The sequence below is a fragment of the Chryseobacterium sp. Y16C genome (assembly GCF_022488405.1).
Classification (GTDB): domain Bacteria; phylum Bacteroidota; class Bacteroidia; order Flavobacteriales; family Weeksellaceae; genus Chryseobacterium; species Chryseobacterium geocarposphaerae.
Window position 1 is genome coordinate 1280650 of sequence record NZ_CP092711.1, and the last position, 26539, is coordinate 1307188.

Consider the following 26539-nt stretch of genomic DNA (forward strand, 5'->3'; position numbering starts at 1 on the left):
CGATAAATTTCGGAATGATCTTTCAGATCAGTCGAAAGATCAATAGACCACGTATTTTATTAGCGCATCTTATAAACAATTGTTCAATGAATTTGTTTTTGAAATTTGTTATTATACAATAAATAATACCTTATCAGAATTTCTTAAAATCTAGCTGAATTTGTATTCCCTTCATCGGTCCAATATTTGTATTCTCACCTTGCCGGCTCAGGTATAATGAATTCTTATTTGTTAAAAAATCTTTTATTCATGGTCATTGATGAGAATATTCTGTTTAAATACGGTGCTGTTTTTCACCATTACGCTGGAAAAGAAACAATTTTTAGCCGGGGTGATAACCCAGCGGCCTATCTGCAGATCAGTAAAGGAACTGTAGAGCTCAATAACTATCATGAAGATGGAAAGGAATTTACCTTAAATATCCTATCAGCAGGTCAAAGTATCGGGGAATCACTTCTGTTTGGAGGGAATCATTATCCAATGAACGCTGTAGCAAAAGATGAATGTACCATATTGTATCTACCAAAGACACAATTTCTAGAGCTTCTGGATGAAAATAAAAGTATTGTATTCAGCCTTTTAGGATATCTTTCAGATAGATTGTTTTATAAATACACCATGCTTTTTGGCAACTCAGCAAACGAGCCGATCCCTAAAATACTGGCTCTTCTAGATTATTACAAAAGATCTGCGTCTGTGGAAGGACAGTTTTCATATTCTTTTCCCTTGACAAGACAGCAAATTGCAAATTTGACGGGACTGCGTGTAGAAACTGTAATCCGTACCGTTAAAAAAATGAATGAAGAAGGACTAATACTTGTTAAGGACAGAAAGATCTTTTATTAATGTCTGATAAAAAAAGTGTGTTAAATGAAAAGAAATCAATCGAATTTATATCGCCTGATGTTATATAAATATTTGATTGCCAGCTTAAGGTTTAATTAAAAATCGAAATACTGAATTGTAATCTTTTAAACTATTATTATGACAGACAACAAATCAAAAAAAGGAAAATCCGACAGAAATAAAGTAAGCGGATCGGAGAATTACGAAATCCAATATTTTAAGGAAAAAATGGGTGTGAGTTCTCAGGCAGTTACAGGAGCTATACGGGCTACCGGATCAAACGATAGAAAAGTGCTAACAGATTATTTGAAAAAGCGTCACGGAAAGTAAAACTTTGTTTTTCATTAATTCGAATAACATTTAAATTATAAAGCTATGGGATTATCTAAATATCGCCAAAAGCGTTCGGAGGAGAAAACCCCTGAACCTTTTGGCGGGAAGCCGAGTGGGAAAGAGTTACGCTTTGTAGTACAAAAACATGATGCTTCCCATTTGCATTATGATTTTCGTCTGGAAATGGACGGCGTTTTAAAAAGCTGGGCGGTTCCAAAAGGGCCATCGTTGGACCCTGAAATCAAACGTCTGGCCATGATGGTCGAAGATCATCCGTATGATTACCGCAATTTTGAAGGCATCATCCCTAAAGGACAATACGGTGGCGGAACAGTGATTGTGTGGGACGAGGGAACCTATGAAGCCGTTGATTTTGAAGGGGAAGATCTTAAAAAGATGGAAAAAAGTCTGCTCCATCAGCTCAATTCAGGAAAAATAAAATTCAAACTCAATGGCAGTAAGCTAAAAGGTGAGTTTGTTCTTGTGAAGGCCCATGGAAGGGGCGAGAATGGATGGCTATTATTTAAGCTTGATGACAAATATGCCACAACAGATGATGTTACACTTAAAGATAAATCCGTTATTTCAAAAAAGACCATTGCCCAGATGGAAAAATCTCCGGACAGGGTGTACGGGAAAAATATCATCAAGAAAGATACCACAGTAAAGGATAAAAAGTCCACCGCAAATGAGGCCGCTGAAATAATAACAGATCAGTTGGAGGCTGTATCTGCAGACGGAATAAATGCCTCGAAAAAAGTTGCCGAATTATTAAAAAAGGCACCCAAACAGGCTTTTTATACCAGTGTGGAACCTATGCTTGCTACGCTTGTCGATAAACCTTTTGATGACGAAGGCTGGATTTATGAAGTGAAATGGGACGGCTATAGGGCTGTAGCATTTATGAAAGATAGTAAGGTAGAGCTTAAATCGCGCAATGATAAAAGCTTTAATGAAAAGTTTTATCCGGTATATCACGCGTTAAAAGATATGGATCTTGATGCCATCATTGATGGTGAGGTTGTTGTACTCTCCAAAAATGGTACCGCGAATTTCGGTTCATTACAGAACTGGCGAAGTGAAGCGGACGGCGATCTGGTTTATTATATATTCGATATCTTATGGTACAAAGAGAAAGATCTTACTGAATTAACACTTTGCGAGCGTAAAGCCATATTGAAAGAAATCCTGCCTAAGAGCAATAATATATTAGTAAGTGAACATTTTGAAACTTCGGGTATTGCTTTCTTGGAGGAAGCCAAAAAACTCGGTCTTGAAGGGATTATGGCCAAACGGAAGGACAGCATATATCATATCCATAACCGTTCACGCGATTGGCTCAAGATAAAAGCCAATAAGCGGCAGGAAGTAGTCATTGGCGGATTTACCTTAAACGACGATTCCAGCAAACTCTTTAGCAGTATCCTCGTTGGCGTATATGAAGGTAAAAAACTGGTCTATACGGGTAAGGTAGGCACCGGGTTCAATGAGAAAATGCAGAAAGAAATGATGGCGCAATTCAAGCCTTTGATTTCAAAGAAAGTGCCCTTTACCGAAGAACCCGATGTCAATAAACTTTCGCGGTTCAGACCCAATCCACCCCATGCGACCGTAACATGGCTTAAACCCGAACTTGTCTGTGAGGTGAGTTTTACGGAAATGACCAGCGATGGGGTAATGCGGCATCCATCATTTGATGGTATGCGGGAAGATAAAAGTGCTAAGAAAGTCGTGCTTGAAAATGAAGAACCTATTGAAGAAATAATCGAAGAGGATAATACAAGGTCAATTGTACCTTCACGGTCTGACAGTGGCCGTAAGACCTTGCTGAATCCTAAGGATAAGACGCAGGTCAGAAAAATCAATAAGCACGAACTAAAATTTACCAACCTGGACAAAATATTCTGGCCGAAAGAAAAAATCACGAAAAGGGATCTGATCAACTATTATTATCAGGCAGCACCCTTTATCGTACCTTATCTAAAAGGAAGGCCACAGAGCATGAACAGGTTTCCAAACGGAATAGAGGACGAAGGTTTCTATTTTAAAAATGTCACTGATACAGCACCGGAATGGGCCGATACTTACTTGTATCACAGTGATTCTGCTGATAAAGACAGGCATTATCTCGTCGGAAAAGACGAGGCGACATTACTGTACATGGCCAATTTGGGATGCATCGAAATGAATCCCTGGAACAGTACCGTCAAAAAGCCGGAACATCCCACCTATTGCATCATCGATCTAGATCCTGACAAGAATTCGTTTGATCAGGTAATTGCAGCTGCACAGGTTACTAAGCAAATTCTTGATGACATGGGCGTACCCTCATATTGTAAAACGAGCGGCTCAACAGGATTGCATATATACATCCCATTAGGTAATAAATATACCTATGAACAGTGCAAGGAATTTGCACGTGTTATTGTAACGCTGGTGCATCGAGAGCTACCTGATTATACCAGTCTTGAACGTGCTATTAAAGATCGTAAGGGGAAAATGTACCTTGATTTTCTACAGAACAGGGCGCATGCCACCATTGCCTCGGTTTATTCCGTTCGACCAAAACCGGGTGCCACTGTATCAATGCCTTTGCATTGGGATGAAGTCAAGAAGGGCCTAAAAATGTCTGACTTCCATATTTTCAATGCGATGGAACGAATGGAGTCTGAAGGTGATATTTTTAAACCTGTTCTTGGTAAAGGCATCGATCTTAAAGCTGCAATAGAAAAATTTTCGGATAATCAGAAATTTAACAAATAATAAAGAAATTATGAACGTAAAACGGATATTCGGAACTATTCTGACAATATTAGGAATAGGAGGATTAATTTACACAGGCTATGAGCTCATCATGAAAAGTACCGCTTATACAAATTTGGCGGTAGTCGGTATTTTGGCGCTTATTTTCTTCGCTTCTGGAATAAGTCTTGTCAAGAATACGAAAGATGAGTCTTAAGGGTGAGTTAATATAAAAGTTATGAGACATATAAACTTTGACAATACACATATTTATATAGGTAGTCTGGGAAAGTTTAATTTTCGACCGTTAATGGACTGCGTGTATATGGAGGTAATTATCGATTTTTCAGGTGGTGCGATTTCCACAGGTGATATCGAGGTAATTGAGCCGGATCAAATTAATATGTATGTTGCTCCCTATACAACTGTCGCTGGAACTGCCATAGCTGCCAAAGCATGGGTTTTACAGAATATTGAAAAATCGGATGTTTGGAAGGTTACTGAAAAATATATCGATAGATAACCAAAATTAAATGCATTAAACACGCAAGTCATCCAAAGGATCATGAGTAATATTTGTTTCTGGACAAAACATTGTTAACGAGGTACTGCGCGGGTGAGGAAATTCTTTTATTTTTTTCCAGATCCATCTCTTAGATTAAGATCACCGTACTCCTACATTGTCTTCCATAAGCTTTCATTTTTGTTAGAATCACAATTTAAAATATAGATTGGCGACAGGCTAACCTTTTAAATCATATCTTATAGCGGAAACCAAGAATAAATTAGTTAATACGTCTAAGTACGGTCGAATGTTACGACTATTACCTGAACCTTACTTTTAACTCGAGAAGAGCTTAAATTGGTATATTAATTGTATTTTTTGCATTCAGTTATTTATAAACCACTTAAAATATATATACAATGTGCAACGAAAAAAATAACAAAACGGGCTTGGTTCTGGGAATAGTGGCAGGTGCTGCTATTGGAGCGCTTGTAGGGCTCCTATTTGCTCCAGATAGTGGACAGGAAACCAGAAAGAAAATAAAAAAGAAATCAGAGGATTTAAAAGATCAAGCGAAAAATAAATATGGTGAAGTTACCGAAGCTGTAAAAGATCAGTATAACAATGTTTCCTCAAATATTAAAGATACCGCAAATAATGTTGCCAGTACGGTTGCCGACAGTTTCGATAAACTTAAAGGCAAAGTGGCATCCAACCTAGAAGATGCTAACGTACAGGCCGAGTCAAAAGAAAATGATCTTAAAAAATAGTATTTACTATTTCTGGGCAAGTGGATAACGATATGTTATCCACTTTTTTTCCTCGTTCATATGCAAGAATAATCACATGAAGATTCGATACCGTAATGAAATTGCACGCCAGATATCATTGGCCAGCTCCCGGTCATTACCATGTTCAAAACGCCACTTTCCCTCCTCTTTAATCATTCTCTGAACAACACCATCTAAAAGTATGCTTATTTCCTTAAGATCTTTTTTCAGATCCTTTTTAAGTAGAATAACCTGATAATCCTTTAATTTATAAGTTACCCGGAATACCTGTTTGTCAAAATGCTCCTCATATTTTCCAATTGTGTCCTGCATAGAAAAAAGTTACGTGTAAAATTCTCCCTAATTATATGAATTTTACAGCAAAATATAAATACTTTAATCGATTACTGATTCCGAAAAGTCTATTTTAAAAAATTGGTGTGTAGAAATTTTCAGGGCAACTGCGATATTGTCACATCTCATGTACCTGAAAAAAGAATTCAGCGACTTGTGGCCCGTTATCTTCATCAAGTCGAACGGACTTATTCCCGCGAGATAACCATTAGTTGCAAATGTTCTCCTTGCAGTATGACTACTTGTTAATGATGAAAGCTTTACAATTTTTTCCGTTTTCTTCCCGCCTTGCGTTCTAAAAAAGGCAACTTCTCTTTCAATGGTAGACTTTTCCACAATTTTCTTAAGCGTACTATTATAGTGCGATTCCGAAAATCCTTTTTGTAGGGAATTACCGTATTTTTTAAAAATCTGCATAACGATTATTGCTGCCGGAATAACGACAGGAGTACCTTTTTTGCCCGTCAATATTTCGAAAAAAATATGGCCATCCAATGTACGTTGCCTTACAGCGATATTTTTCAAAAATTTAAACATATCTCCAACTCGTAGCCCTAAGAAACACTGACAAATAAAAATATCGAGGTCTTTTTTCTGGCCATTTGGAAGTGATAAATTATACAATGTCCTTAATTCCTCAATACTTAAAGCAATTGCTGTGGTAATTTCCATCGGGTATTTACCACGTTCGCCACAGTAATCAAGTAATTTTTCACCGCAAAATCTTCTTATCCAAAATCGAAGTCCGTTAAGTCTTCCTGAAATAGTATTTTTAGCCAGATTTTTATCAAGCAAAAATTGATGGAAATCGGCTACAAGTTCTTTATTTACGTCCTCCATTCTAAGTACACCACGCGTAGCAACTACAAAACTTTGTACCACACGGATGTTACTGCGCATACTCCGAATTGTGAATGCACTATATAGATCCCCGTCTTTCTTTTTCACAATTCCTAATTCCATATCATCCATCACTTTCCGACAGCGATCAATAAAACATCCCATTATCTTCTATTTGGTAATATTTAAGCCCAATAAATTCTTCCTTAAAATTTAACGGCTCCAAAGATATAACGTGGGTACAATATATGCAATGCATAGCATCTGATATTAATCATCTATAAATCAATTAACTAATCAACAAAATTGAGACAATATAGGTCATTATAGGTACCTGTAGTTCACATTGGAAAATAGTCATAGCCATCCTTATATCTATGCCGAAAACAGTTAATTATGCAAGAAGACGATTTACGGGGATTGGCCAAGATCATGGCCTTTATGCGCGCAGTAAGTATTTTATTGCTACTGATGAATTTCTATTGGTTCTGTTATTCTTTCTTTTATGTACAGGGATGGACCCTTGAAGTTTTGGAGAGGATATTGAAGAATTTTCAAAGAACCTCAGGCCTGTTCTCCAATTCCTTTAATAGTAAGTTATTTGCCCTGATTTTATTGGCACTAAGTTGTTTGGGTACAAAAGGAGTAAAAAATGAAAAGATAAAATGGACAAATATCAATAGCTGCTTGATAATAGGTTCAATACTTTACCTTTTAAACTTTCCCCTTATCCAAATTTCTGCTTTGCTCTATATGCTAACAACCTCTGCTGGATTTATCCTACTTATGGTTGCAGGACTATGGATGAGCAGACTGCTGAAAAGCAGGTTAATGGATGACCCTTTTAATAACGAAAATGAAAGTTTCTTACAGGAAACCAGACTTATCGAAAACGAATATTCCGTCAACTTACCTACCAAATTCTACTATAAGGGTAAATGGAACGATGGATATATTAATGTGGTCAACCCTTTTCGTGCAGCAATAGTTGCTGGGACCCCAGGATCTGGAAAAAGCTATGCTATAATCAATAATTATATCAAGCAACACATCGAGAAGGGATTTTCGATGTATGTTTTCGACTTTAAGTTTGATGATCTTTCTGTCATTGTATATAACCATTTGTTGAAGCATTATGATAAATATAAAGTCAGACCACAGTTTTATGTCTTAAACTTTGATGATCCACGTCGCAGCCATCGTTGTAATCCTTTAAGTCCATCATTTTTGACAGATATATCAGATGCATACGAATCAGCATATACTATAATGTTAAACTTAAACAGAACATGGATTCAGAAACAGGGCGATTTCTTTGTTGAATCTCCCATAATACTACTTGCTTCAATTATCTGGTTTCTTAAGATTTATCAAGATGGCAAGTATTGTACATTTCCGCACGCTATTGAACTTTTGAACAAGAAGTACGCCGACCTTTTTACCATTCTTACTAGTTATCCTGAACTGGAAAACTATTTAAGTCCTTTCCTTGATGCATGGGAAGGCGGAGCCCAAGATCAGCTCCAAGGCCAGATCGCGTCGGCTAAAATACCATTATCAAGAATTATATCTCCCAAACTCTATTGGGTAATGAGCGGAGACGATTTTAGTCTTGATATTAACAATCCTGACGCTCCTAAGATCTTATGCGTTGGAAGCAATCCTGACAGACAAAATATATACTCCGCTGCTTTAGGTCTTTATAATTCGAGGATTGTCCGTTTAATCAACAAAAAGAAGCAATTAAAGTGCTCCCTAATTATCGACGAGTTGCCACAAATATTTTTTAGGGGCCTCGATAATCTGATAGCCAGTGCCAGAAGTAATTTGATTTCGGTATGCCTGGGATTGCAGGATTACTCAATGTTGACACGGGATTACGGTGATAAAGAGTCCAAAGTAATCCAAAATATTGTGGGTAATATATTCGCTGGCCAAGTTGTTGGAGATACCGCAAAAAACCTTTCCGAAAGATTTGGGAAAATTGTACAAAAAAGACAGTCAATCAGTATCAATAGAAATGATACAAGCTCATCCATTTCTACGCAGCTGGATAGCCTGATACCCGCATCTAAGATTTCAACTTTATCACAGGGAATGTTTGTCGGAGCTGTCGCTGACAATTTTGGGGAGAAAATAGAACAAAAAATTTTCCATGCCCAGATCGTAGTAGATAATGAAAAAGTTGCCAATGAAACCAAGAATTATAAACCGATTCCACAGATTCGGTCCTTTCTTTCAGAGACTGGTGATGATATTATGGAAAAAGAAATTGACGAAAATTATCGCAAGATAAAACTTGATGTTTCCTTCATAATTTCAAATGAGCTATCAAGAATTAACAACGATCCTGAATTATCTCACTTAATCAAAATAGATAAAAAGTAGATTTTTCACCTATTTCTTTTGCTTACATATTAAGTTAAAAAGATTGTCATATCCTCTTTCCGAACAATATGAAGCTATCCGACTTGGATAGCTTCCTTTCATTTTGATCTCCGCCAATAGAATGTATACACCTCCATCTTATATCAAAAGAGATGACTTTAGATTTTGAATTGATTGCTTTTTTTTGACTTCTCCTCTTCAAGTACTTCAACTTTTTCATCTTCCGCCCCATCCTTTTTTTCTGTTTCTAAGGATAATTGTATTTTACGTTCAACAGAAGCTAATTCCGTCTTAAGCGACGCGAGCTGCTTCTCTTTATTCCAGCTTCCAGAAACAATATCGTTAAGCACAACCTGATCCTCTTTCAGTGCCTTCAATTTTTTCTCGTCTTCCTCGATAAGTCCGGGAAGTTTCTGCAGTGCACTGATAAAATTTAGACTCGCCCGCTCTGGATCGCTTGCCATGATACCATTGTTATGGGTGTATTTGATATTACCCTCACCGCAAATGAAAAACCTGTTATCTCTTTCCACAAGGCTGGAACTGTCTTTTTGAGTCATTTCTGTTTTAACAAGTAAACGGAAACCATATAATGCCCCTATTTCCTCATAATCTCCTCCAGTTCTTGATACAGCAGCCAGCTTACTGAGTCTAGCACCTATTTCCTTTATACTCGCATCTTTAGAAAGCCCATCCAGCTGTATTGGATTTAATATATTTCCATCCTTAGACCTCTGTACCCGGTTCTGAAAATTGTTCCAGTCGGCATTGAGCCTTTCTAACCGCGAGGATCTTGTTTCAAGTTCTTCTGTCAGGTTTTCAAGTTTGGAGGAAGAACTCCATTTTGAACGTAAAAATGCATGCTTCTCGCTTTCCAGAACAGATATCTTCTTTTCAACCTTCGCCTTTTCCAGCAGATCGGTATTGCCGGAAAGTAAAGCTACATATTCGGAAAAATTCATTCCTGACACTTCATCCATACCTCCTTCATCAAGTGTTCTCACCGCAATCGTATTGCTTTTTAATTGGCCTATAAAGCGTTGTTTATTCGCCAACGTATTAAATTTATACGCATCAAGGGATTTTTCAACAGCATAAATAAAGACATCAACCTTATTTCCAGCAAAAAATTTAGCAATCTCATTCCCTTTTCGTACCGCACGGCCATCCCGCTGTTCCAGATCCGACGGCCTCCAGGGAATGTCAAGATGATGTACAGCAACCGCCCTTTTCTGCGCGTTTACACCTGTTCCCAGCATTTCAGTAGATCCAAATAGAACCCTGATCCTGCCTTCATTCGTAGCCTTTATCAGCTCCTTACGCTGATCTTCGGTCTTCGCTTCCTGAATAAAACGAATTTCATCTTCTGGTATACCATGATCATGAACAAGCTTTCTTTTTATTTCACTATATACGTTCCATTCGTCCGTCTTATAGGTTCCTAGGTCAGAAAAAACAAACTGTGTCCCCTTTTGTGCATTGTAATCTCTATAATATTTTGCAATATTACCTGCGCAAACCGAAGCCTTGTTTCCGGGGTCGTCAGCATATCGTGGAGAGATCAGACGCATATCCAGGGACATTTTCCTTGCGTAATCCGTTGCAATAAGCATTTTCGCTTTCTGCTCAGTCGGTGACAGAGGCGGCCTCCCAAGTAATTCAGCATTGCCGGTCTTCGCAAATTCCATCAATTTTTTAATAAAGATTTCCTGCTCGGCAGTTGGGGGAATATGGTAAAGGATCTCATTTTTTGTGGGCCGGTCTATACCGATATCTGCTGCTGTACGATAATCGGTAATTTCAGTATAGAACTGTGAAAGTTCGGGAACCTTGATAAAATGCCTGAACCTTTCTTTTTGCACAATATTGTTCGCTACCGAGAATTCATAGTCTATGGACTTTCGGGCATAGATAGCAGCCCAGGCATCAAAACAGTTTATTCCCTGTCGTTCCAGCGCATTGGGTCTTAAAAACTTAAACAGACAGTATAGCTCAGTCAGTGAATTTGAAATTGTCGTACCGGAGAGGAATGTGGCCCCGAGATCCTTTCCTGTTCTTTCCTGAATAGTGCGTATCGCAAAAAGAAGGTTGAGCGCCTTTTGGCTTCCCTGAACATTTCCAAGCCCAGCGACACGCTCATGGCGCGTGTTGAACATCAGATTCTTGAATTTATGGCTTTCGTCCACAAACAGGTGATCAATTCCCATCATCTTAAAATCAACCACATCATCTTTACGGTTTTCAATGTCATGTTCCAGCGTTTTCAATTTTACGCTCAGGTTCCTCTTTCTAATTTCTACACCCTTAAGCATTGCACCCGATACATCCTTACCCTGATTGCGCAGGGCATCTAGGTTCTGTTCCACAGAATGAAGTTCTGCCTCTAAAATTTCTTTCTGTAACTCGGGAGACTGGGGGATCATTCCAAACTGATCATGCGTTAGTATGATACAGTCCCAGTCATTATTTTTGATATCACCAAAGATTTTTAACCTTTTCTGTGGTGTAAAATCTTTTTTACCCGGATATAAAATTTTCGCAAATGGATAGGCCTTTCGATAGGTTTCGGCTATTTCATGGACATTGGCTTTCAGCGCAATGATCATCGGTTTATGAACAAGGCCCAGCCTTTTCATTTCCTGTGCGCCCCCGACCATAATAAGTGTCTTTCCGGCTCCTACCTCGTGGTCGCAGATACCACCATTGTTGCTTTTAAGCATATAGATGGCATCTTTCTGGCTGTCATATAAATCCTCAATATCTAGTGCTGCACGGTCCAGTCCTGGAAAGGTCTGGTGACCACCGTCGTAATAAGGTCTTACATGACAGTTAAAAAGGTCATTGTAGCGTGCTGTCAGCTCATTTTTAAAATCATCATTCTGCTGATATAACCAGTCCGTAAACTCATTCCGTATCTCGTCAATTTTTCCGTTGGCCATCTGGATGGCATCCATATCTTTGACTTTTACGGCAGTTCCGTCCGCGAGATAATCTGTTTTGGTAATATCGGGGGTCGTATTGACCAGGGCATGGCGCAGTAGATTCAATCCGTCAAATGTTCTGCTCTCCGACTTTATCGCATATTTTTCAGTGATTTTTATATTGCTGGCTTTCGCATTGACCGAAAAGTCATCACTGCTTTCCGAATAGTAAATTTTGATTTCCGTATCAAAAAGGTGGCTGGCAAACCTGTTGTAAATATCACATCCGATCCATCGTTCGCCCAAGTTAAAATCCAGTTCATCAAATTTTATGGCCTCAGGCCGGGCTTTTTCAAGCGCCTCTAGGCTTTTTAGGGCTTCTGTGTCTTGTGGATGCAAGGAAATATACTCGGTTAGCTGACGGGCCTTTAACACGACATTTCCAGCCAAAAACTTTTGGGAAACCTCCATTTGGCCTGAAAGTGGATTGTAGAATATCTGACCCTGTAAATTTTCACGCAATTCACTTTCAGTAAACCCGCTGATCTCTTCCATAAACCCCAGATCAACACTACCCAACAGGTTAAGCGACGCAGATAGAGCTTCAGAAGCACTTTTTACCACGACTTCTCTTGTCGAAAAGCTGACCGGATGGTCAAAAATATCAGACTTATGTATTACACCGCCAACCACCCGCTCCAGATAGGGAATTTCATTCCCCGAAGCATCCATTTTTATAAATTTAATGTTCTCTGCCGTGTTTAAATTTCCAAACCGAGCCACAAAATCATCATAGGTCCAGTTTAAAAGTTTTCTGGTCTCTACATCCTCCTGCCTGTTATTGGCTTCAAAATCATAAAGTAGTTGATAACTGTCCCGCAGCTTAATATAACTTTGGATACGTTTATTGTCCGTTACGGATAATTCAATCGGCTGAAAAATAAAAGCTCTGTCCCGACGGTTCATTTGTAGTTTACCTACCCTACCGTTTGAAACAATCAGCGTATTCTCCCGATAAAAAGATTTTACTTCTCCTGTAAAAGTTTCCGGTTCATTTTTGCAAACCTTACTATCGTCGATTTCATGGAACAACGAAAGGGATTCAACCCTTTTCTTTGAGGAATTGGACGAATGTTTTTGAATATTGGCTTTCTTTTCATTATGATTAAATTCAGTATCCAGTTTATCTTTCTGATCCACCGTGCCGGTTTCTCCGGAATCAAAAAAGGAAAGCTGTTTAAATTTTGTAACATTGCTTTTAGACGTCTTTTTACCTCTTCTCTTGGTCTTTTTAACAGACATTTCTCCTAGCACTTGATCGGAAAAAAGATCGAGTTGTATAGCTCTTTCATCACCACCTTTATGAATGATATTTTTCTCAGGAATGTTATCAGCAGGTTTTGATAAAACTTTAGTGTCAATCGCTGTCACTTTATGTTCATTAAACAATTGAAGGTCGAAATACCGCTGAAATTCCTCAGAAAGCTTTCGGTGAAGATCTTCTGCAATTCTTTCAGTCCCACCATCATGTAAATGAATTGTTGTAGGCTTTCCATATTGGTCAGTATCTTGAAAAGATCGTGTCGCAATGATATGATTTGGGTTGTAAAATAGCAGATTACAATTTTCGCTGATCCCCATAAAATCAAGTGCACGCCTGGACAATGACCGAGGCCTGCTGTTCTTCTGTAAAACAATCAGGTCGGTTCCAACGGAGGTACCGCTCTCCTCGAATAGATTGTTCGGTAAGCGCAAAGCACACACCAATTGATGCTCCTGCATTAGTGCTTCACGGATCGAAAGGTTGGACTGACTGTTTAGAACTCCCTGCGATGTTATAAATGCAAGCAAGCCACCTTCCCTTAACTTATCAGTTGCCTTCAAAAAGAAATAATTATGCACGCTCTGTGCAGCAAATTTTCGTGCTTCGTCCTTTCCTCTCGAATAAGAAAGATCAAAAATAGAAGTTGTTCCAAAAGGAATATTACCTATAATCAGGTCGTATCCCCTATCTTCTTCGTTTATATTTTCAAAGCTATCGATGCGGATATCCGCACTGGGACCATATAGTGCATTCAGGATTTTCCCTGTAAGAAGATCCTGTTCATAAGCACATATACGGATGTCGTCGATGTCTGTAAATGGTGCGAGAAACGCTCCCACCCCCGCCGAAGGTTCAAGCATTCGTCCAATAGAAATTCCAGTATCTCTGATTGCTGTTGCAATACTTCCCGTAATTTCGTTAGGCGTGTAAAACGCATCAAGGATCGATCCCTTTATTTTGGATACATACTCACGGTAGCCGTTTTCACTTTCAGAATTGTCCCTGATAAGTGCGAACAATTCCTGTGTAAGCAGAAAATATGGCATATCGGAAGCCTTCCAATGATTGATATCGTCAGGCTCCCCTACTGGATTCAATATGAACTTTAACCCTCCAAATCCAGCATACTTCTGCAGTATGGACATTTCATCTTCTGTTGCGGGGCGCCCTTCTTTTTCAAGGGAGAAAACAGTCCCGATCGCATCGATATTCTGGCGGATGATAAGCTTTTTATCGAATGCCATTACCTTCGATCCAGATTGCAATAAAGCCAGTTAACTCCGTATATAACAGATCGTAATCAGTTGTATAAGCGAAATCATCCGTCAGCTCATAATCACCAAATATCTCCTCACATTGTGGAAGGATCTTCAGTGCAAAATCACGATAATCGAGCTCATCGAAAACATCCGAAAATTCATAGGTCAATACCTCAAACAGTGTATCAAATCTGGAAAAATGCAATCCTTCGTAGAGAATGTAATCAGCAATCTCATTGCATTTAATAACATGGTTCCCTGAACGGAACGCTCCCTCATAGGCATTTGCCGCCCACCTTGCACGCTGGCTGATAAATTTATTATCTCCTGATCTCTCGGGAAAACTGGAATCGATGTGATCCTGCAACTTTAGCTGGTAGTAGGAATAGTCCTGGTTATGATTTTTCATATCGCTATATTTTTTTTTAAACTTTATAGCGGTAAACCTAATCAGCTAAGGGAGTAATCTTTGTTTTGATTCCTAAGCTTTCCTATTCTTGCCAAGATATTCCCATTACACAAAAAAGCCCGGAACCATTGCAGGTCCCGGACTTCACCAACCAAAATCACATCATGAACTATTTGTATTTTCCTTTCTTTTTTTGTTCAAACTCAAAGGATGTTGAACCCGACCCGTCCAGCAGTATGTAGGCATTAAAGGATTTCCCATTTCTGCCCATCATCTTTTTTATCAATGGGGTTCTGCCTTTTACAAGAAGGGCATCAATTTCCCGATAACTTAGCTGAACGCCACAGATATTGCGAAATAATACCCAATCACAGGCTTCATCTCTGCATTTAACAACTTTTTCGCGCAGGATCACTTTGCCCTTACATTTAGGACAGCATAGATCCGTATTATCCCCGGAAGCTCTTTTTACGCCCAGTAATTCATTGGTTATTTCATGTACCGCGAGCTCAACCTCCGCATGAAAAAGTTCCGCATCAATCTCACCATTTTCAATTTTTTCGAATGCAATCTCCCACTGCGCCGTCATCGCAGCATCAGCAATTTTCTTGTCACCCACTATTTCATAAACAAGCATGCCTTTATCGGTGGGAACGATACTCTTTTTCTCCCGAAGGATATATCCCCTATCAAAAAGAGTTTCGATAATAGCGGCCCTTGTCGCAGGTGTGCCGATACCGATGCTTTTTAGGATTTTTCGTTCTTCCTCGTTTTCAACTGTACTGCCTACATTTTCCATTGTCGCAAGGAGGTCTGCCTCCGTATAGAGCATCGGGGGTTTTGTTTTTTTCGCAAGTACATTTACAGCATCAATGTTCAGCTGCATTCCGCTCTTCAGATCAGGAAAATCAGTGACAAGATCCTCACCTTCCACCTCAAAATTTCCATTGATCAATTTCCAGCCAGCAGAAGTGATCCTGATCGCTTTCAGTTTAAAATCATAATGAAGTGCTGAAATTCGTATGTCTGTGATCTCCCGGTGGCAGGGCGGGGAAATAGATTCAAGAAGTCGTTTTGCGATCATATCGTACAAAGCATCTTCGCTTCCTTCCAGCCTGGTAGGAATATTTTCAGTAATCAATATGCCGTGATGATCCGTAACCTTCACATCATTTACAATATACTTATTATAGCGTTCCCACTTGATATGATCAACAGCTTCCTTACAGGATGTCCGGGAACCTAATGCCAGGATTAAACTGGGTATTTCTTGCCAAATGTCCTCCGGTATGTACTTAGAACCCGTTCTGGGATAGGTAATAAATTTCTTTTCATAAAGCTTCTGAGCAATCTCAAGTGTCCGTTCGGCAGAATAACCCAGCTTTTTATTAGCCTCTTTCTGCAATCCCGTCAGGTCAAAAAGCAGCGGAGCCTGGATCGTACCCGATTTTTTTTCAACCTCCTTTATCTCTGCAACGCCACAGCGTTCAATTGTCCGCATGATTGATTCGGCCTTTTCTTTATCATGCCATTTATCCTCGGATTGGCTTCTGAAACTTATTCCTTCTTTTATCAAGGATAGTTCCAGCTGAAAATAATCTTTGACCTCGAATGCTTTATGCGCAAGAAAACGCTTACAGATCAGTGCGAGCGTAGGCGTCTGCACCCGTCCCAAAGAAAATAAGCCATCACCCATCGCAATGGTAAGCGCCTGTGTCGCATTGATTCCTACAAGCCAGTCACATTGTGACCGTTCTCTGCCAGCCACAAATAGACCATCAAATTCACTTCCCTGTTTTAGATTCTGAAATCCCTGGATTATAGCCTTTTCTGTAAGGCTGTTTATCCACAGACGCTCAAAGGGCTTGGTACAGCCCAGATATTGATAGATAAACCGGAAGATCACCTCTCCTTCCCTTCCGGCATCCGTCGCCACAATGATGCTGTCACTCTTTCTAAATACAGAGTCAATAATTTCAAGCTGCTTCTTTGAACCCTCATCATACACATAGCCATTCCCAGATTTCACTTTTCTTCCATTCAATTTGAATTCTACGGGGATTATGGGTAGGGATTCCCTATTGAATCCCTTAATCCCATATTCCTCCGACATCGCCAGTCCTACAAGATGTCCAAAGGCCCAGGTTACAAAAAAACCTCCACCTTCAAAATAACCGTCCCTCTTCTCTGTCGCCCCAATAATGCGAGCCAGTTCGTTGGCTACTGAGGGCTTCTCTGCTATAATCGCTTTCATCAGATCAGGGCTTAGTGCATTTTCGGCCCTCTGGCATTTTCCTTTTTAGCAGCATTTTTCTGCGCGTTATTAGCAGTATCATCCTGTTTTTTTGCCTGTCCCTGATCAGATCCCTGAGTTTCGGCCTGTTTCTGAGTTTTCTCCTGCTGAGGGTTGTCAAAATCGAATTCCAACCTACCGGTTTGCTTATTCTGCCACACATATCCATTGTAAACCTTTGTGGCCTCTTTATTAACAATACCTTTCATAAAAATAACTTCACCATCCTCCAGACGTTTTCTATCCTTCTCATCCAGGACCTGACCTCTAAATTCATTCGGGATGACATTATTCTGCCCCTGCTGCTGTCCTTCACTTTGCCCAATAAAGACCAGCTTTTTAGCATCCGCGTTATACTGCAGCTGCTGGTTAAAGACTTCACCTGTCTTTGTATTTACCATACCTTCGACAAGAACTGGTCTTCCTTCAAGAAGTTCGGCTTTCTGTTCAGGATTTAACTTAACTCCCCCAAACTTTTCACTGATCTTGATACGCTCCACTGGAAATGACACGACCTCATTGGTCAGTTTATCAATGCTGATAAGCGACTTCACTTTAGTACCATCGGAATAGTTTGTGAGTTCTGCAACTCGCCCCATGTTCCCAGTCTTTAAAAGATTCTCTTTATCTTCAGGGGAAAAAGAATGCCCATAAAACTGGTTTTTAAGATCCGGTTCGATTCGGACACCATGCGTCATGACTTTTACCTGATCACTATCTTTTGCTTTTCTTAGTGACAATCGGGCATCTGCTTTCACGACTACACTGTCAAAATTTCCTTCGATCCTGTAAACTCCGTCTGATTTATACCCTTTTAACATTTTGTCCAATTGTCCATTCTTTTCAAGTAGTGCACGATTCAGGTTAAATTTTTCAAGTGTTGTCCAGTCAATATCCTCGACTTTGTATTTGTAAACCGATTTGGTTTCAGTTGCTGGCGCTGCGCCTTCTGAGTTTTGATTTGTATCCATATTTTTTTGATTTAATTTGTTGTCATACTTGATCTCAAGGGCATCCAAAAGTTTATTGCCCTCCGGCGTAGGATGGTCTATTGCTTTCTGTAATTTTTTTGCAACCTCATTCAAGTCAATTTCAGGAGCCCTGAAAAACCGGAATGATATCGGGTCATTAAGCCTGCGCCAGAAGTTGGAAAAGAAATTACTTATTGCATCTCCCTTATCAATTCTCATAAAATCCAGTAGATTTGACTTCTTTGGCTCAGTTGTCTTTAGATTTCCTTCTTCATCCACACCTTTTACTGCCTCAATACGGTTTTTTTTCTTATCAAGTACCAGGAGGATATCCGATAATGCTTCCAGTACCTGCTGTCCGTTTTCTTTAGAAATTGTTTGTTCGCTCATAATAAAAAGTTTTTACATTGTTCGAATCTATCCTTTGTTGAATGTCATCTGCGGTAGCTATCCGCTGTTTTCCTACATAGGCGTATATTTGCCACCGTGATAACTGTCGCGGATAAACTGGTGGACATCGGAACTTTTGTAGAACACTTTGCCGCTTATGGTAAAGTATTTGATCTTGCCAATGGTACGATAGCGCTGCAGACAGCGATAAGTTATCTTTAACATCTGAAGGACATCCTGATTGTCCAGCAGCTCTTCCCCGTCAATACTCAATCGTTTCTTTTCTCTGCTTTCAATGTCTCCGGCAAGGATGTCAAAACGCTTCATAATGCGCTCCATCCAATTCAAAAATTCAACTCTGTCAATATTCATAGCTTTTGCTGTTTGTTTACAGAGCCAAAATTGACCTAGTTTTTCCGGCTATTTCTACCAGTGGGTCTACCCATATTGCAGTCATATTGAATTTTTTTTTCTAATTATAATTGCGAAAAATCATTGATAAATTTATTTTGAGGCTGACCTTATGGGTACAGTATGACTAGATATGGGTAAAAAAAAAGAGGGTAATCTAATAGATTACCCCTCTCTGAAAAAATTGGCTTATTTTAATTACAAATCATTATCCATATACTGTTCAAGTGAATGTTTCAGAAAATGTAAATATCGGGCTCTCTGACCTGCCCTGAATTTCATTTGGTAAAACGCATGATGGATATCCCCAAGACTGACCTCAAAAATATCTTCAAACATTTGGCTTATCTTTCGTAACCCCAGCCTTCCATTTGAAACACTTCTCGAAATATGAAGCGCATAGATAAGTTCTATCAGTGCATTTTTTGAATCAGTCCAGGAAAACTCAGCATCTTCATTGATATCAAAGTTAGTATTGTCCGTTGGTTCCTGTCGGTTGAATTTTCCTGAAAGATAGGAATGATAGAGATCATATGCTTTGATCTGTGCAATCTTGTAATCGTAGTAGGTCGAAAACTCACGGTCAACTTCAAAGAAGAAACTGTCCACACCATCGAAATAGTTGATGTTACCGAGCCTAAAGTAGTATTCATCCTTATCAGATCGACCTGTACGGTAATAACTGTAAAAGTCAGAAGAAGCTATATGCTTTTTGTATTCCTTATTGAGTAACCTTACCTGTTCTGTATAATAAGGCTCCGTGAGCTCTGAATTTATCGGGCTATATGCCTCTATTTTTACAACTTTATTGTAAAACATCAGCATGCCCAAAATTTCAGGTTTCACACGTTTGAAAAAGATGATTTCATCAAGGATACTCTCAAATCCTTTAAGATTAATTTGTGCTTTTAATTCCGTTAAAGTTTTATCGAGAAAAGAGACCATGTGATAAGCTTCATCAATTGCACTTTTCTTGCTTCTTGACACATTTATCTCTTCTTTCTCGATAGATAATAAAATGTTTTTATATGCCTGTTTCATATGATTTTTTTTAAAGTGATTATGCCCCACACTTTAAAATATATCCCATCATATTGAGATAAAACAAAATTAAATATACACTATAATTTATTTCTTATGTATTGGTTACAAGGGTGCTTAATTATTTGCAGTAACACAATTGGTATCTGCTCGTATTTTGCAAAAATCCGGTTTATCAACAAGTTTAATTATTGCCACATGGGAATTCATAGTATTAAATAAAATAATATTAATACTACAAAGAAATTAGACTACTATTTCAATAAAAGATAAGATAAAATTATTACCTGATTTTCTTATTATCATTCCTGGCTGTCAAACATTCTTAAAGACTTTTCAACAAAAAAGCTAATACTTATAATCCTTAATTACAACTTGTGCTAGTTGGCGGAACGATTCGACCTAATTGAATATTTGGATTGCCTTCCTGTTTCAGATTTGCCAAATAAGTATAAACGCCATCTGGTGTCAAAAATCCATTATTATTTAATTGTCCATTACTCGGGAGGAGTAAATTAAATACATCGGTAGCGTAATGTGTACAGTTGTTATCATTGAGATCATACGGTACTTTTGATAAGGCAATAGACTGGCTAATAATTGAATTAAATTGTGTCTTGCTAACATAAAGGCTATACCTTGCATCACTTTTTCGGTATTCATCACTCGATTCTTCACCCATAGCGCTGGGAGTAGGTTGCATGGTAGCTGATGCTGCACCTGATTTTGGGTAGAAGCCATATGATAACCTTTGTAACTGGTTTCCGTTTGATTTTTCAATAGTAAAATAAGCATGCCCCGGTTTATCAGAATTTAGGTCTATCCTATGTGCGTTCAAAGTTACTTTATATGTTGTATTTATATTATCTACAACATTGTTGAAACAGTTCAGTCGGTCCTCCAGGTTGATTGTTGATACTGGTGCAATTGCCGAAAAAGATCCACCCGAATTTCCTCCTGTTCCACCCCCATCAGTACCTGGGTTTGTCCCCGGAGTAGTACCCGGACTACCACCGCTCAGGCGTAGCATAATTGCTTCCGTCGGGCATTCCGGCTCACAGACACCACACATAATACATGTATCAAGTTGAACATATAATGCCCGGATATTCAATATTTCATTTACATAACCTTCTACAAGTGTCAATGCTTCAACTGGACAGATATTCACACAATAACTGAATCCTTCGCATCTCTCTTGGGAAATTTGGAATCCATCCTGTTCGTAGTCAGGATCGGTTGTTCCATATATCGAGTTATTCATGACTGTACATTTAGTTCGTTAATATGAATATTTTTATTTTCGTTCAGATCCTTATCAGAAATGTAATAAATCGTTTGTCCACGTCCTAGAGGTCTTGAAAGTGAACTCGGGGTTTTATAACTGATCATAACTATATCATCACTCACTAACTCAAACAGGTGACCAAATCCCCTATTAACTAAAACATCCACATTCACCTCCTTTTTGAATATCAATGCAGCAATTATATCTAAGTTAGTCCTAGCTAATGGCCTAAATGTTTTTTTAGTTTTATTTTCAACAAGTTTAGGATCGAGTTCAACCCGCACAATTTTCACATTTTTCCTGGCTTCCCCATGCTTTGTGGGCGAAGTAACGTATATAGTACCATTTGCTAACAATAGGTTGCGAAGATTACTAAGCTCACTTTCCGAAATGCCATTTCCATGCACAGGCACGAAATCTTCCTCGGCACAGGACAATAGGTTAAAACCTAAACATAAAGAGGCATTGAGTAACAATACCTTTTTAATAAATGTACTTCTTTTCATAAATTAATTTTTGTAATATGGTTTTCAGAATAACAAATTAAACACTATTTACAGGTAATATTTTTGATAAAAGGCAAAAAAAAGCGTGTTTAATTAAAATTTTTCACGTATATTCCAGTATCATTACTAACTATACATTTAATCTTTCCAGAAGTAAAATGAGAAATATTGTAAATGCAGTGGAAGAAGATACAGCTAAGGAATCTTTATTGGAATTTCTCGGAAGTATCCATTCCATGTCACCAGAACTGCGTGCTGCCTTATTTTCAAATACACATTTGGTAAAAGTAAACAAGAAGCATATTCTACTCGATATAGATGAAATCCAAAAATCACTTTTTTTTATTGTTAAGGGGATTGTTAGATCATACTACTTGGATAGCTATGGTAAGGACACAACTTCTTGGCTTCTTTTCGAGGGTGATCTTGCCATTTCAGTATATAGTTTTTTTAGTCAAAAACGATCTTTTGAGGTATTAGAAACTGTAGAAGATACAAGTCTCTTGGTGCTTAGCTATGATAAATTAATAAATCTCTATCATTCGTTTCCAGAGTTCAATTTTATTGGAAGGATTCTTACCGAAACATATTACATTAAAGCAGAAGAGAAAGCTAACGAATTACGTGTTTTTACTGCGACGGAACGCTACCAACATCTTATTGAAAAATATCCAAATATTATTGCACGTATTCCTTTAGGTATGATCTCTTCATATCTTGGAATCACACAATCAACTTTAAGCCGAATAAGAGCCAAAAAAGAATATTAGAAGGTATTAATGTAGCATAATCAAAAACATTAGTAGGAATTAATAGGAAAGAATAAGACTATGATAGTTTTACATATTTTTTTTTCGCTCTAGCCACCGAATTTTACACAAAAAACCCTAGATAACAACACCATATATTTTGCAAAAAACTACATATATTTTTTCTGAAAGGACAAATATTGGTTTTTATAAATTGATTTAAAAATTAATTCTCAAATTACGCAAAGTAAGTGGCAAACGAAGAATTTATAGGCTTTAAAAATATATCTATCGTTCAGTCACCAATGACCAAATTTATAAACAATTAAAATTAAGAAGATGAAAAAAAAATTAAAAAGGCCACCACCTGTAAGTTGTGCCATCAAGTTGCCCTTAATAATTAAATCAGTTACAGCCCCACTAAACTGTTAAAGAGCAACTACAAAGACGATCAATAAAAATTTGTAAACAATAAAAAAAAGTATGGATAATTCTTTAAAAATATCATCCAAAAATTTTGAAGATAAAACAAAAATAGAGTTGGCATACCGCCAACTCTACCAACTCATCTGCGCTAATAAAGATGAGTAAAACTTCAATACCTAACAGGAATCAAACTCTTCATCATATTTAAAAATAGGTTGATTTTCAACGATATACAACTGAAAAATTCTCAATGTCGGTAAAATATGAGTTTGGGTAGCGTCCTGTCAAGTTCACAAGACCGACATTTGAAGATTTCACTCTTCGATGTCGGTTTTTTTTATTTCCTAATCCGTTGTTATACTGGTAGATACACTGAGCAACAATATTCATTTTAGGTGTTTGAAAACTTTTTCCGTCAAATTCTACTTTTTGGGGAAATATCAAACACCCAATCGTCCTTTTTGTTTGAAGATCTCCCTGCTGATAAAGGTTTGCAAGGTTTTCCATCCCGTCAAGTGCATTTTCTATTTTTGTTCTAATGTCAAGTTCCTTGCTATCCGAAACCATTTGCTGAAGTTCCTGTTCCAATTGCTCAATTTGTGATTTTGTGATCCTTTTGATCTCTTTATAATCCTCTTCATCTAATTTATCGACAAGATATTTATCTCTTGCATTAGCAACCTTTTCATTGAGTAAATTGATCTCTTTTGAAATTGACTTTCTTTTAGCTTCTATATCATAGGTGAATTGTTTATAATTATCTAAAAGTATCTCCTTCATAAGTTCTTTGATGATTGGATTGTATTCTAGTTTAGAAATTTCAAGTTCAAAGAGTTCATTTAACTTTTCAGAATCAAACCTGAATCCGCACTTATAATGGCAATGATAGTAATAATAGGTTTTAGACTTTCCTTTTGCACCGCTTGCCGTAAGATTCTTTCCACACCTTGGACAGACCAGAAGGCCTCTAAGTGGAAAGCGCTCGTTTCCAAGAACCCTTCCACCAGGACCCTCTACTTTTCTTTTTTTGTCCATAATCTGTTGAACCTGATTAAACAATCGTTCGCTAATCAATGCTTCATGTTTTCCTTCTGTGTAATAAGCTTCCTCTTGTTTATAGTCTTCAATATAGATCTTCCCACAGTAAACCGGATTTCTCATCGCTTTGGCGAAAGCGCTTCTTGACATTGATACTCCCTCTCTTTTATTCATTTGTAGCCTTACATGGTCAGCGGGAATATGACCTTTGGAAATCTCATTAAATGCCCAGATAATATTGGAAGCCTCCGGATCCTTAATTGCAATATACTTTTTACCATCCTCATGACTTCTGTTGATATAGCCGTAAGGAGCTATTCCCATCAATCGTCCCTCTTTTTTTGCTCTTCGCATTCCATGGAAAGTATTTAATGCTCTTCTGTCATTTTCCACCTCTGGTGTGGAAAGATAGATAGCGAGCATCAACTTATTTTCAGGTACAGACATATCCAATGGCTGTTCAATCGCCTGAGGAATGATGTGATTTTTTTGAAGGAGACTGATCATTTGATAGGCATCACCAGTATTACGACTAAATCGATCCCACTTTGTGAACAGAACCAAACTGCTTTTATGGCTCTTTTTTTTGATTTCGAGAAGATATTTTTTCCACTCAGGACGTTCAAAGCTTTTAGCTGAATGGTCTTCATAAATTATTTTGTTGATCGATATATTGTTATTAGCACAATACTTCCGTAATCGCTCATCCTGATCTCTTTGTGAATAACCTTTTTCAGCTTGTTCATCGGTCGACACCCTTATATACAGATCTGCAATAACCATAATTGTAATTATAAATTCGTTAAAATTGAGTTTTAGATTGGCATCAAGACAAAACTGATGCGGCAGAAATTCATCATTCCGATATATTGCTAAGGTACAAATTATCAGTCAGATGTAAAAAATTCTTTTAAGGTAAGTTTTACAATAATATATATAAATTCCATTATTTCTTCGGATTGCTCTTCATTAATATCATAGCCAGCTTTTCTTAGCAAATGCAATGCTTTTTCAGGAGGAATCTTTTTTAATTCAATAGATGGGATATATTTTTTACTCTGAGAATATGAAATTTTATTCTTTTCTTTATGATGATTTTTCATAATGATTGGCTTAATGATTATAAATCACCATTAATTTAAAATCATCATTTCTGGCATGTTTTGAAGTGTCTTTGTAGTGTACTTGATGGCGTTCTATTACAGGTATTTAACGACATTATTTTTTATTAAAAACTTCTAATTTTTGTACCTTTGAAAATATGAAAGAACAAGAACGGCAGCCTAAACAAGAACTTTATCATTCAATTGCCAAAATTATTGTCGATTCAAAATCAAGTCTTTACAGAACAACCAATACCATATTATTAAATATGTATTGGGAAATCGGTAAACTTATTGTTCAGGATGAGCAAAATGGCGAAAAACGTGCAGGGTATGGAAAACATATACTTAAAAACTTAGCGAACCAGCTATCTCTTGAGTTTGGCAAAGGTTTCAACGAAAGAAATCTGAATAATATGAGGGCATTCTTTAGCTCTTTTCCAATTTGGAACGCAGTGCGTACCGAATTGAGTTGGACTCATTATAGGATTATTAGCAGAATTGACAACCCTGATCACAGAATTCAATACGTAAATCATGCCATTGAAGGTAACTGGAATACAAGAACACTGCAACGAAATATTGACAGTAAGTATTTGGGCAGATTATTAAAATTTCCAGATAAGAATGATGAGAAAGAAGTTTCATCTTTCATCAAAGACCCCTATATATTTGAATTTCTCGGATTGCCCACTGATACCACACAGACAGAAACTCAAATAGAAACAGCACTTATCTCTCACTTGCAAAAATTCCTGATGGAATTAGGAAAAGGTTTTGCATTTGTTGCAAGACAACAGCACATTGTTACCGATACTTCCGATTTTTTCATAGACCTTGTTTTCTATAATTATTATCTAAAATGTTTTGTCCTTGTTGATTTAAAAACACATAAATTAACCCACGAAGCTATCGGACAGATGGATATGTACGTTAGAATGTATAATGATCTTAAAAAAGGAGATGATGACAATCCTACTATTGGTATAATCTTATGCACGGAAAAAGATGAAACAGTGGTAAAATATTCTGTTATGTCTGAAAATGAAAAACTGTTTGCAAGTAAATATAGAACTTACCTACCCGATGAGATAGAATTAAAGCAACTTATTGAAGCTGACCGATTAAAACTTGAACTGGACGACCTGACATAGAATAAACAATAATTCTATAATAAAAAATTATAACCTCTTAAAGTTTAATAAAATTCTTTCTATGATTCCTTTTATTATTACTGATAAAGTATTAATAAAGTTCTTTTGATCTGAATCAGAATTACGAGACACCATTGCGTATTTCAATAAGTTCATTATTCATTTGTACACATTAGTAAATTAATACGATTTGATTCGTCCAGGGAAGTTACACAATTATTTATTTTCAAATTCTTCCATCAGTTAATCTCGATTATCTGGCGATTTTTATGATAAACCATATTAAAAAAACTCCCGTTTACAAATTAGATCACCCATCTTGTTACTATAACGAAATTTTATATCCTGTATTTTTTACAGGATTTTTTACAGGATTTTTTATTTAATGTTCTGATATTTAAAAAAAAACCGGTAAAAAGGCAGCTAAGGTATTGTTGCCAGCCAACGCTTTTCCCACCAAAAGACTACGGCATAAACG

At 37.6% G+C, this 26539-nt stretch carries 21 protein-coding genes; 9 read left to right on the top strand and 12 right to left on the bottom strand.

Annotated features, from left to right (window positions below; all coding sequences use genetic code 11):
- Positions 1-249 precede the first annotated feature (249 nt).
- From MKS83_RS05595 to MKS83_RS05620, 6 genes are all read left to right on the top strand, one after another.
- Positions 250-846 carry a Crp/Fnr family transcriptional regulator gene (locus tag MKS83_RS05595; protein WP_240582335.1) on the top strand — a complete coding sequence of 199 codons (597 nt, stop codon included), beginning with the start codon at positions 250-252 and terminating at the stop codon, positions 844-846.
- A gap of 138 nt (positions 847-984) precedes the next feature.
- Positions 985-1176 carry a DUF3606 domain-containing protein gene (locus tag MKS83_RS05600; RefSeq protein WP_240582336.1) on the top strand — a complete coding sequence of 64 codons (192 nt, stop codon included), beginning with the start codon at positions 985-987 and terminating at the stop codon, positions 1174-1176.
- A gap of 45 nt (positions 1177-1221) precedes the next feature.
- Positions 1222-3942 (top strand): DNA ligase D, encoded by a 2721-nt coding sequence (ligD, locus tag MKS83_RS05605; protein WP_240582337.1) that lies wholly within the window; start codon positions 1222-1224, stop codon positions 3940-3942.
- 10 nt (positions 3943-3952) lie between these two features.
- Positions 3953-4138, top strand: a complete 186-nt coding sequence (locus MKS83_RS05610; RefSeq protein WP_240582338.1) for a hypothetical protein — start codon at positions 3953-3955, stop codon at positions 4136-4138.
- A gap of 21 nt (positions 4139-4159) precedes the next feature.
- On the top strand, positions 4160-4444 hold the full coding sequence (locus MKS83_RS05615) for a hypothetical protein (protein WP_240582339.1): 285 nt from the start codon (positions 4160-4162) through the stop codon (positions 4442-4444).
- Positions 4445-4845: 401 nt separating this feature from the next.
- A complete protein-coding gene (locus MKS83_RS05620) occupies positions 4846-5196 on the top strand; it encodes a YtxH domain-containing protein (protein WP_240582340.1) in 351 nt (116 codons plus the stop codon).
- Between the two features lie 72 nt (positions 5197-5268).
- Here the strand turns inward: MKS83_RS05620 and MKS83_RS05625 are convergent, their stop codons facing one another.
- Positions 5269-5529, bottom strand: a complete 261-nt coding sequence (locus MKS83_RS05625) for a hypothetical protein (protein ID WP_240582341.1) — start codon at positions 5527-5529, stop codon at positions 5269-5271.
- Between the two features lie 63 nt (positions 5530-5592).
- Complete coding sequence (locus MKS83_RS05630; RefSeq protein WP_240582342.1) at positions 5593-6555, bottom strand: tyrosine-type recombinase/integrase; 963 nt, start codon at positions 6553-6555, stop codon at positions 5593-5595.
- A 231-nt stretch (positions 6556-6786) separates the two neighbouring features.
- Here MKS83_RS05630 and mobC point away from each other — a divergent pair, with 231 nt between their 5' ends.
- Positions 6787-8778 carry a conjugal transfer protein MobC gene (gene mobC / locus MKS83_RS05635; RefSeq protein ID WP_410679424.1) on the top strand — a complete coding sequence of 664 codons (1992 nt, stop codon included), beginning with the start codon at positions 6787-6789 and terminating at the stop codon, positions 8776-8778.
- Between the two features lie 158 nt (positions 8779-8936).
- Here the strand turns inward: mobC and MKS83_RS05640 are convergent, their stop codons facing one another.
- The 8 genes from MKS83_RS05640 to MKS83_RS05675 all read right to left on the bottom strand — a co-directional run bounded on the left by MKS83_RS05640 (position 8937) and on the right by MKS83_RS05675 (position 21591).
- A complete protein-coding gene (locus MKS83_RS05640; protein ID WP_240582343.1) occupies positions 8937-14267 on the bottom strand; it encodes an N-6 DNA methylase in 5331 nt (1776 codons plus the stop codon).
- Positions 14254-14691, bottom strand: a complete 438-nt coding sequence (locus MKS83_RS05645) for a DUF1896 family protein (RefSeq protein ID WP_240582344.1) — start codon at positions 14689-14691, stop codon at positions 14254-14256. Before MKS83_RS05645 ends, MKS83_RS05640 begins: the two co-directional genes overlap by 14 nt.
- Before the next feature lie 169 nt (positions 14692-14860).
- Complete coding sequence (locus MKS83_RS05650) at positions 14861-16945, bottom strand: type IA DNA topoisomerase (RefSeq protein ID WP_240582345.1); 2085 nt, start codon at positions 16943-16945, stop codon at positions 14861-14863.
- An 11-nt stretch (positions 16946-16956) separates the two neighbouring features.
- On the bottom strand, positions 16957-18345 hold the full coding sequence (locus MKS83_RS05655; protein WP_240582346.1) for a DUF3945 domain-containing protein: 1389 nt from the start codon (positions 18343-18345) through the stop codon (positions 16957-16959).
- A gap of 72 nt (positions 18346-18417) precedes the next feature.
- Complete coding sequence (locus MKS83_RS05660; RefSeq protein WP_240582347.1) at positions 18418-18717, bottom strand: helix-turn-helix domain-containing protein; 300 nt, start codon at positions 18715-18717, stop codon at positions 18418-18420.
- Between the two features lie 237 nt (positions 18718-18954).
- Complete coding sequence (locus tag MKS83_RS05665) at positions 18955-19797, bottom strand: RteC domain-containing protein (RefSeq protein ID WP_240582348.1); 843 nt, start codon at positions 19795-19797, stop codon at positions 18955-18957.
- A gap of 364 nt (positions 19798-20161) precedes the next feature.
- On the bottom strand, positions 20162-21061 hold the full coding sequence (locus tag MKS83_RS05670) for a ferredoxin family protein (protein ID WP_410679427.1): 900 nt from the start codon (positions 21059-21061) through the stop codon (positions 20162-20164).
- The gene (locus MKS83_RS05675) at positions 21058-21591 is read right to left on the bottom strand and encodes a hypothetical protein (protein WP_240582350.1); all 534 of its coding nucleotides are present in this window, start codon (positions 21589-21591) and stop codon (positions 21058-21060) included. The genes MKS83_RS05670 and MKS83_RS05675 overlap by 4 nt, the downstream gene beginning before the upstream one ends.
- 158 nt (positions 21592-21749) lie before the next feature.
- On the opposite strand from MKS83_RS05675, the gene MKS83_RS05680 reads away from it, so the two are divergent.
- Positions 21750-22361: a Crp/Fnr family transcriptional regulator gene (locus MKS83_RS05680; protein WP_240582351.1), complete on the top strand. Its 612-nt coding sequence runs from the start codon at positions 21750-21752 to the stop codon at positions 22359-22361.
- Positions 22362-22988: 627 nt separating this feature from the next.
- Here MKS83_RS05680 and MKS83_RS05685 read toward each other — a convergent pair.
- Positions 22989-24587 (bottom strand): recombinase family protein, encoded by a 1599-nt coding sequence (locus tag MKS83_RS05685; protein WP_240582352.1) that lies wholly within the window; start codon positions 24585-24587, stop codon positions 22989-22991.
- Positions 24588-24691: 104 nt separating this feature from the next.
- Entirely contained in the window at positions 24692-24907 is a 216-nt protein-coding gene (locus MKS83_RS05690) for a hypothetical protein (RefSeq protein WP_240582353.1), read from the bottom strand.
- A gap of 158 nt (positions 24908-25065) precedes the next feature.
- On the opposite strand from MKS83_RS05690, the gene MKS83_RS05695 reads away from it, so the two are divergent.
- Positions 25066-26061 (top strand): YhcG family protein, encoded by a 996-nt coding sequence (locus MKS83_RS05695; protein WP_240582354.1) that lies wholly within the window; start codon positions 25066-25068, stop codon positions 26059-26061.
- The last annotated feature ends 478 nt before the right edge of the window (positions 26062-26539 follow it).

Excerpts from the sequence above, each read along its gene's own strand:
- MKS83_RS05595 (WP_240582335.1), top strand. The coding sequence starts at position 250 with ATGGTCATTGATGAGAATATTCTGTTTAAATACGGTGCTGTTTTTCAC.
- MKS83_RS05600 (WP_240582336.1), top strand. The coding sequence starts at position 985 with ATGACAGACAACAAATCAAAAAAAGGAAAATCCGACAGAAATAAAGTA.
- ligD (WP_240582337.1), top strand. The coding sequence starts at position 1,222 with ATGGGATTATCTAAATATCGCCAAAAGCGTTCGGAGGAGAAAACCCCT.
- MKS83_RS05610 (WP_240582338.1), top strand. The coding sequence starts at position 3,953 with ATGAACGTAAAACGGATATTCGGAACTATTCTGACAATATTAGGAATA.
- MKS83_RS05615 (WP_240582339.1), top strand. The coding sequence starts at position 4,160 with ATGAGACATATAAACTTTGACAATACACATATTTATATAGGTAGTCTG.
- MKS83_RS05620 (WP_240582340.1), top strand. The coding sequence starts at position 4,846 with ATGTGCAACGAAAAAAATAACAAAACGGGCTTGGTTCTGGGAATAGTG.
- MKS83_RS05625 (WP_240582341.1), bottom strand. The coding sequence starts at position 5,529 with ATGCAGGACACAATTGGAAAATATGAGGAGCATTTTGACAAACAGGTA.
- MKS83_RS05630 (WP_240582342.1), bottom strand. The coding sequence starts at position 6,555 with ATGGGATGTTTTATTGATCGCTGTCGGAAAGTGATGGATGATATGGAA.
- mobC (WP_410679424.1), top strand. The coding sequence starts at position 6,787 with ATGCAAGAAGACGATTTACGGGGATTGGCCAAGATCATGGCCTTTATG.
- MKS83_RS05640 (WP_240582343.1), bottom strand. The coding sequence starts at position 14,267 with ATGGCATTCGATAAAAAGCTTATCATCCGCCAGAATATCGATGCGATC.
- MKS83_RS05645 (WP_240582344.1), bottom strand. The coding sequence starts at position 14,691 with ATGAAAAATCATAACCAGGACTATTCCTACTACCAGCTAAAGTTGCAG.
- MKS83_RS05650 (WP_240582345.1), bottom strand. The coding sequence starts at position 16,945 with ATGAAAGCGATTATAGCAGAGAAGCCCTCAGTAGCCAACGAACTGGCT.
- MKS83_RS05655 (WP_240582346.1), bottom strand. The coding sequence starts at position 18,345 with ATGAGCGAACAAACAATTTCTAAAGAAAACGGACAGCAGGTACTGGAA.
- MKS83_RS05660 (WP_240582347.1), bottom strand. The coding sequence starts at position 18,717 with ATGAATATTGACAGAGTTGAATTTTTGAATTGGATGGAGCGCATTATG.
- MKS83_RS05665 (WP_240582348.1), bottom strand. The coding sequence starts at position 19,797 with ATGAAACAGGCATATAAAAACATTTTATTATCTATCGAGAAAGAAGAG.
- MKS83_RS05670 (WP_410679427.1), bottom strand. The coding sequence starts at position 21,061 with ATGAATAACTCGATATATGGAACAACCGATCCTGACTACGAACAGGAT.
- MKS83_RS05675 (WP_240582350.1), bottom strand. The coding sequence starts at position 21,591 with ATGAAAAGAAGTACATTTATTAAAAAGGTATTGTTACTCAATGCCTCT.
- MKS83_RS05680 (WP_240582351.1), top strand. The coding sequence starts at position 21,750 with ATGAGAAATATTGTAAATGCAGTGGAAGAAGATACAGCTAAGGAATCT.
- MKS83_RS05685 (WP_240582352.1), bottom strand. The coding sequence starts at position 24,587 with ATGGTTATTGCAGATCTGTATATAAGGGTGTCGACCGATGAACAAGCT.
- MKS83_RS05690 (WP_240582353.1), bottom strand. The coding sequence starts at position 24,907 with ATGAAAAATCATCATAAAGAAAAGAATAAAATTTCATATTCTCAGAGT.
- MKS83_RS05695 (WP_240582354.1), top strand. The coding sequence starts at position 25,066 with ATGAAAGAACAAGAACGGCAGCCTAAACAAGAACTTTATCATTCAATT.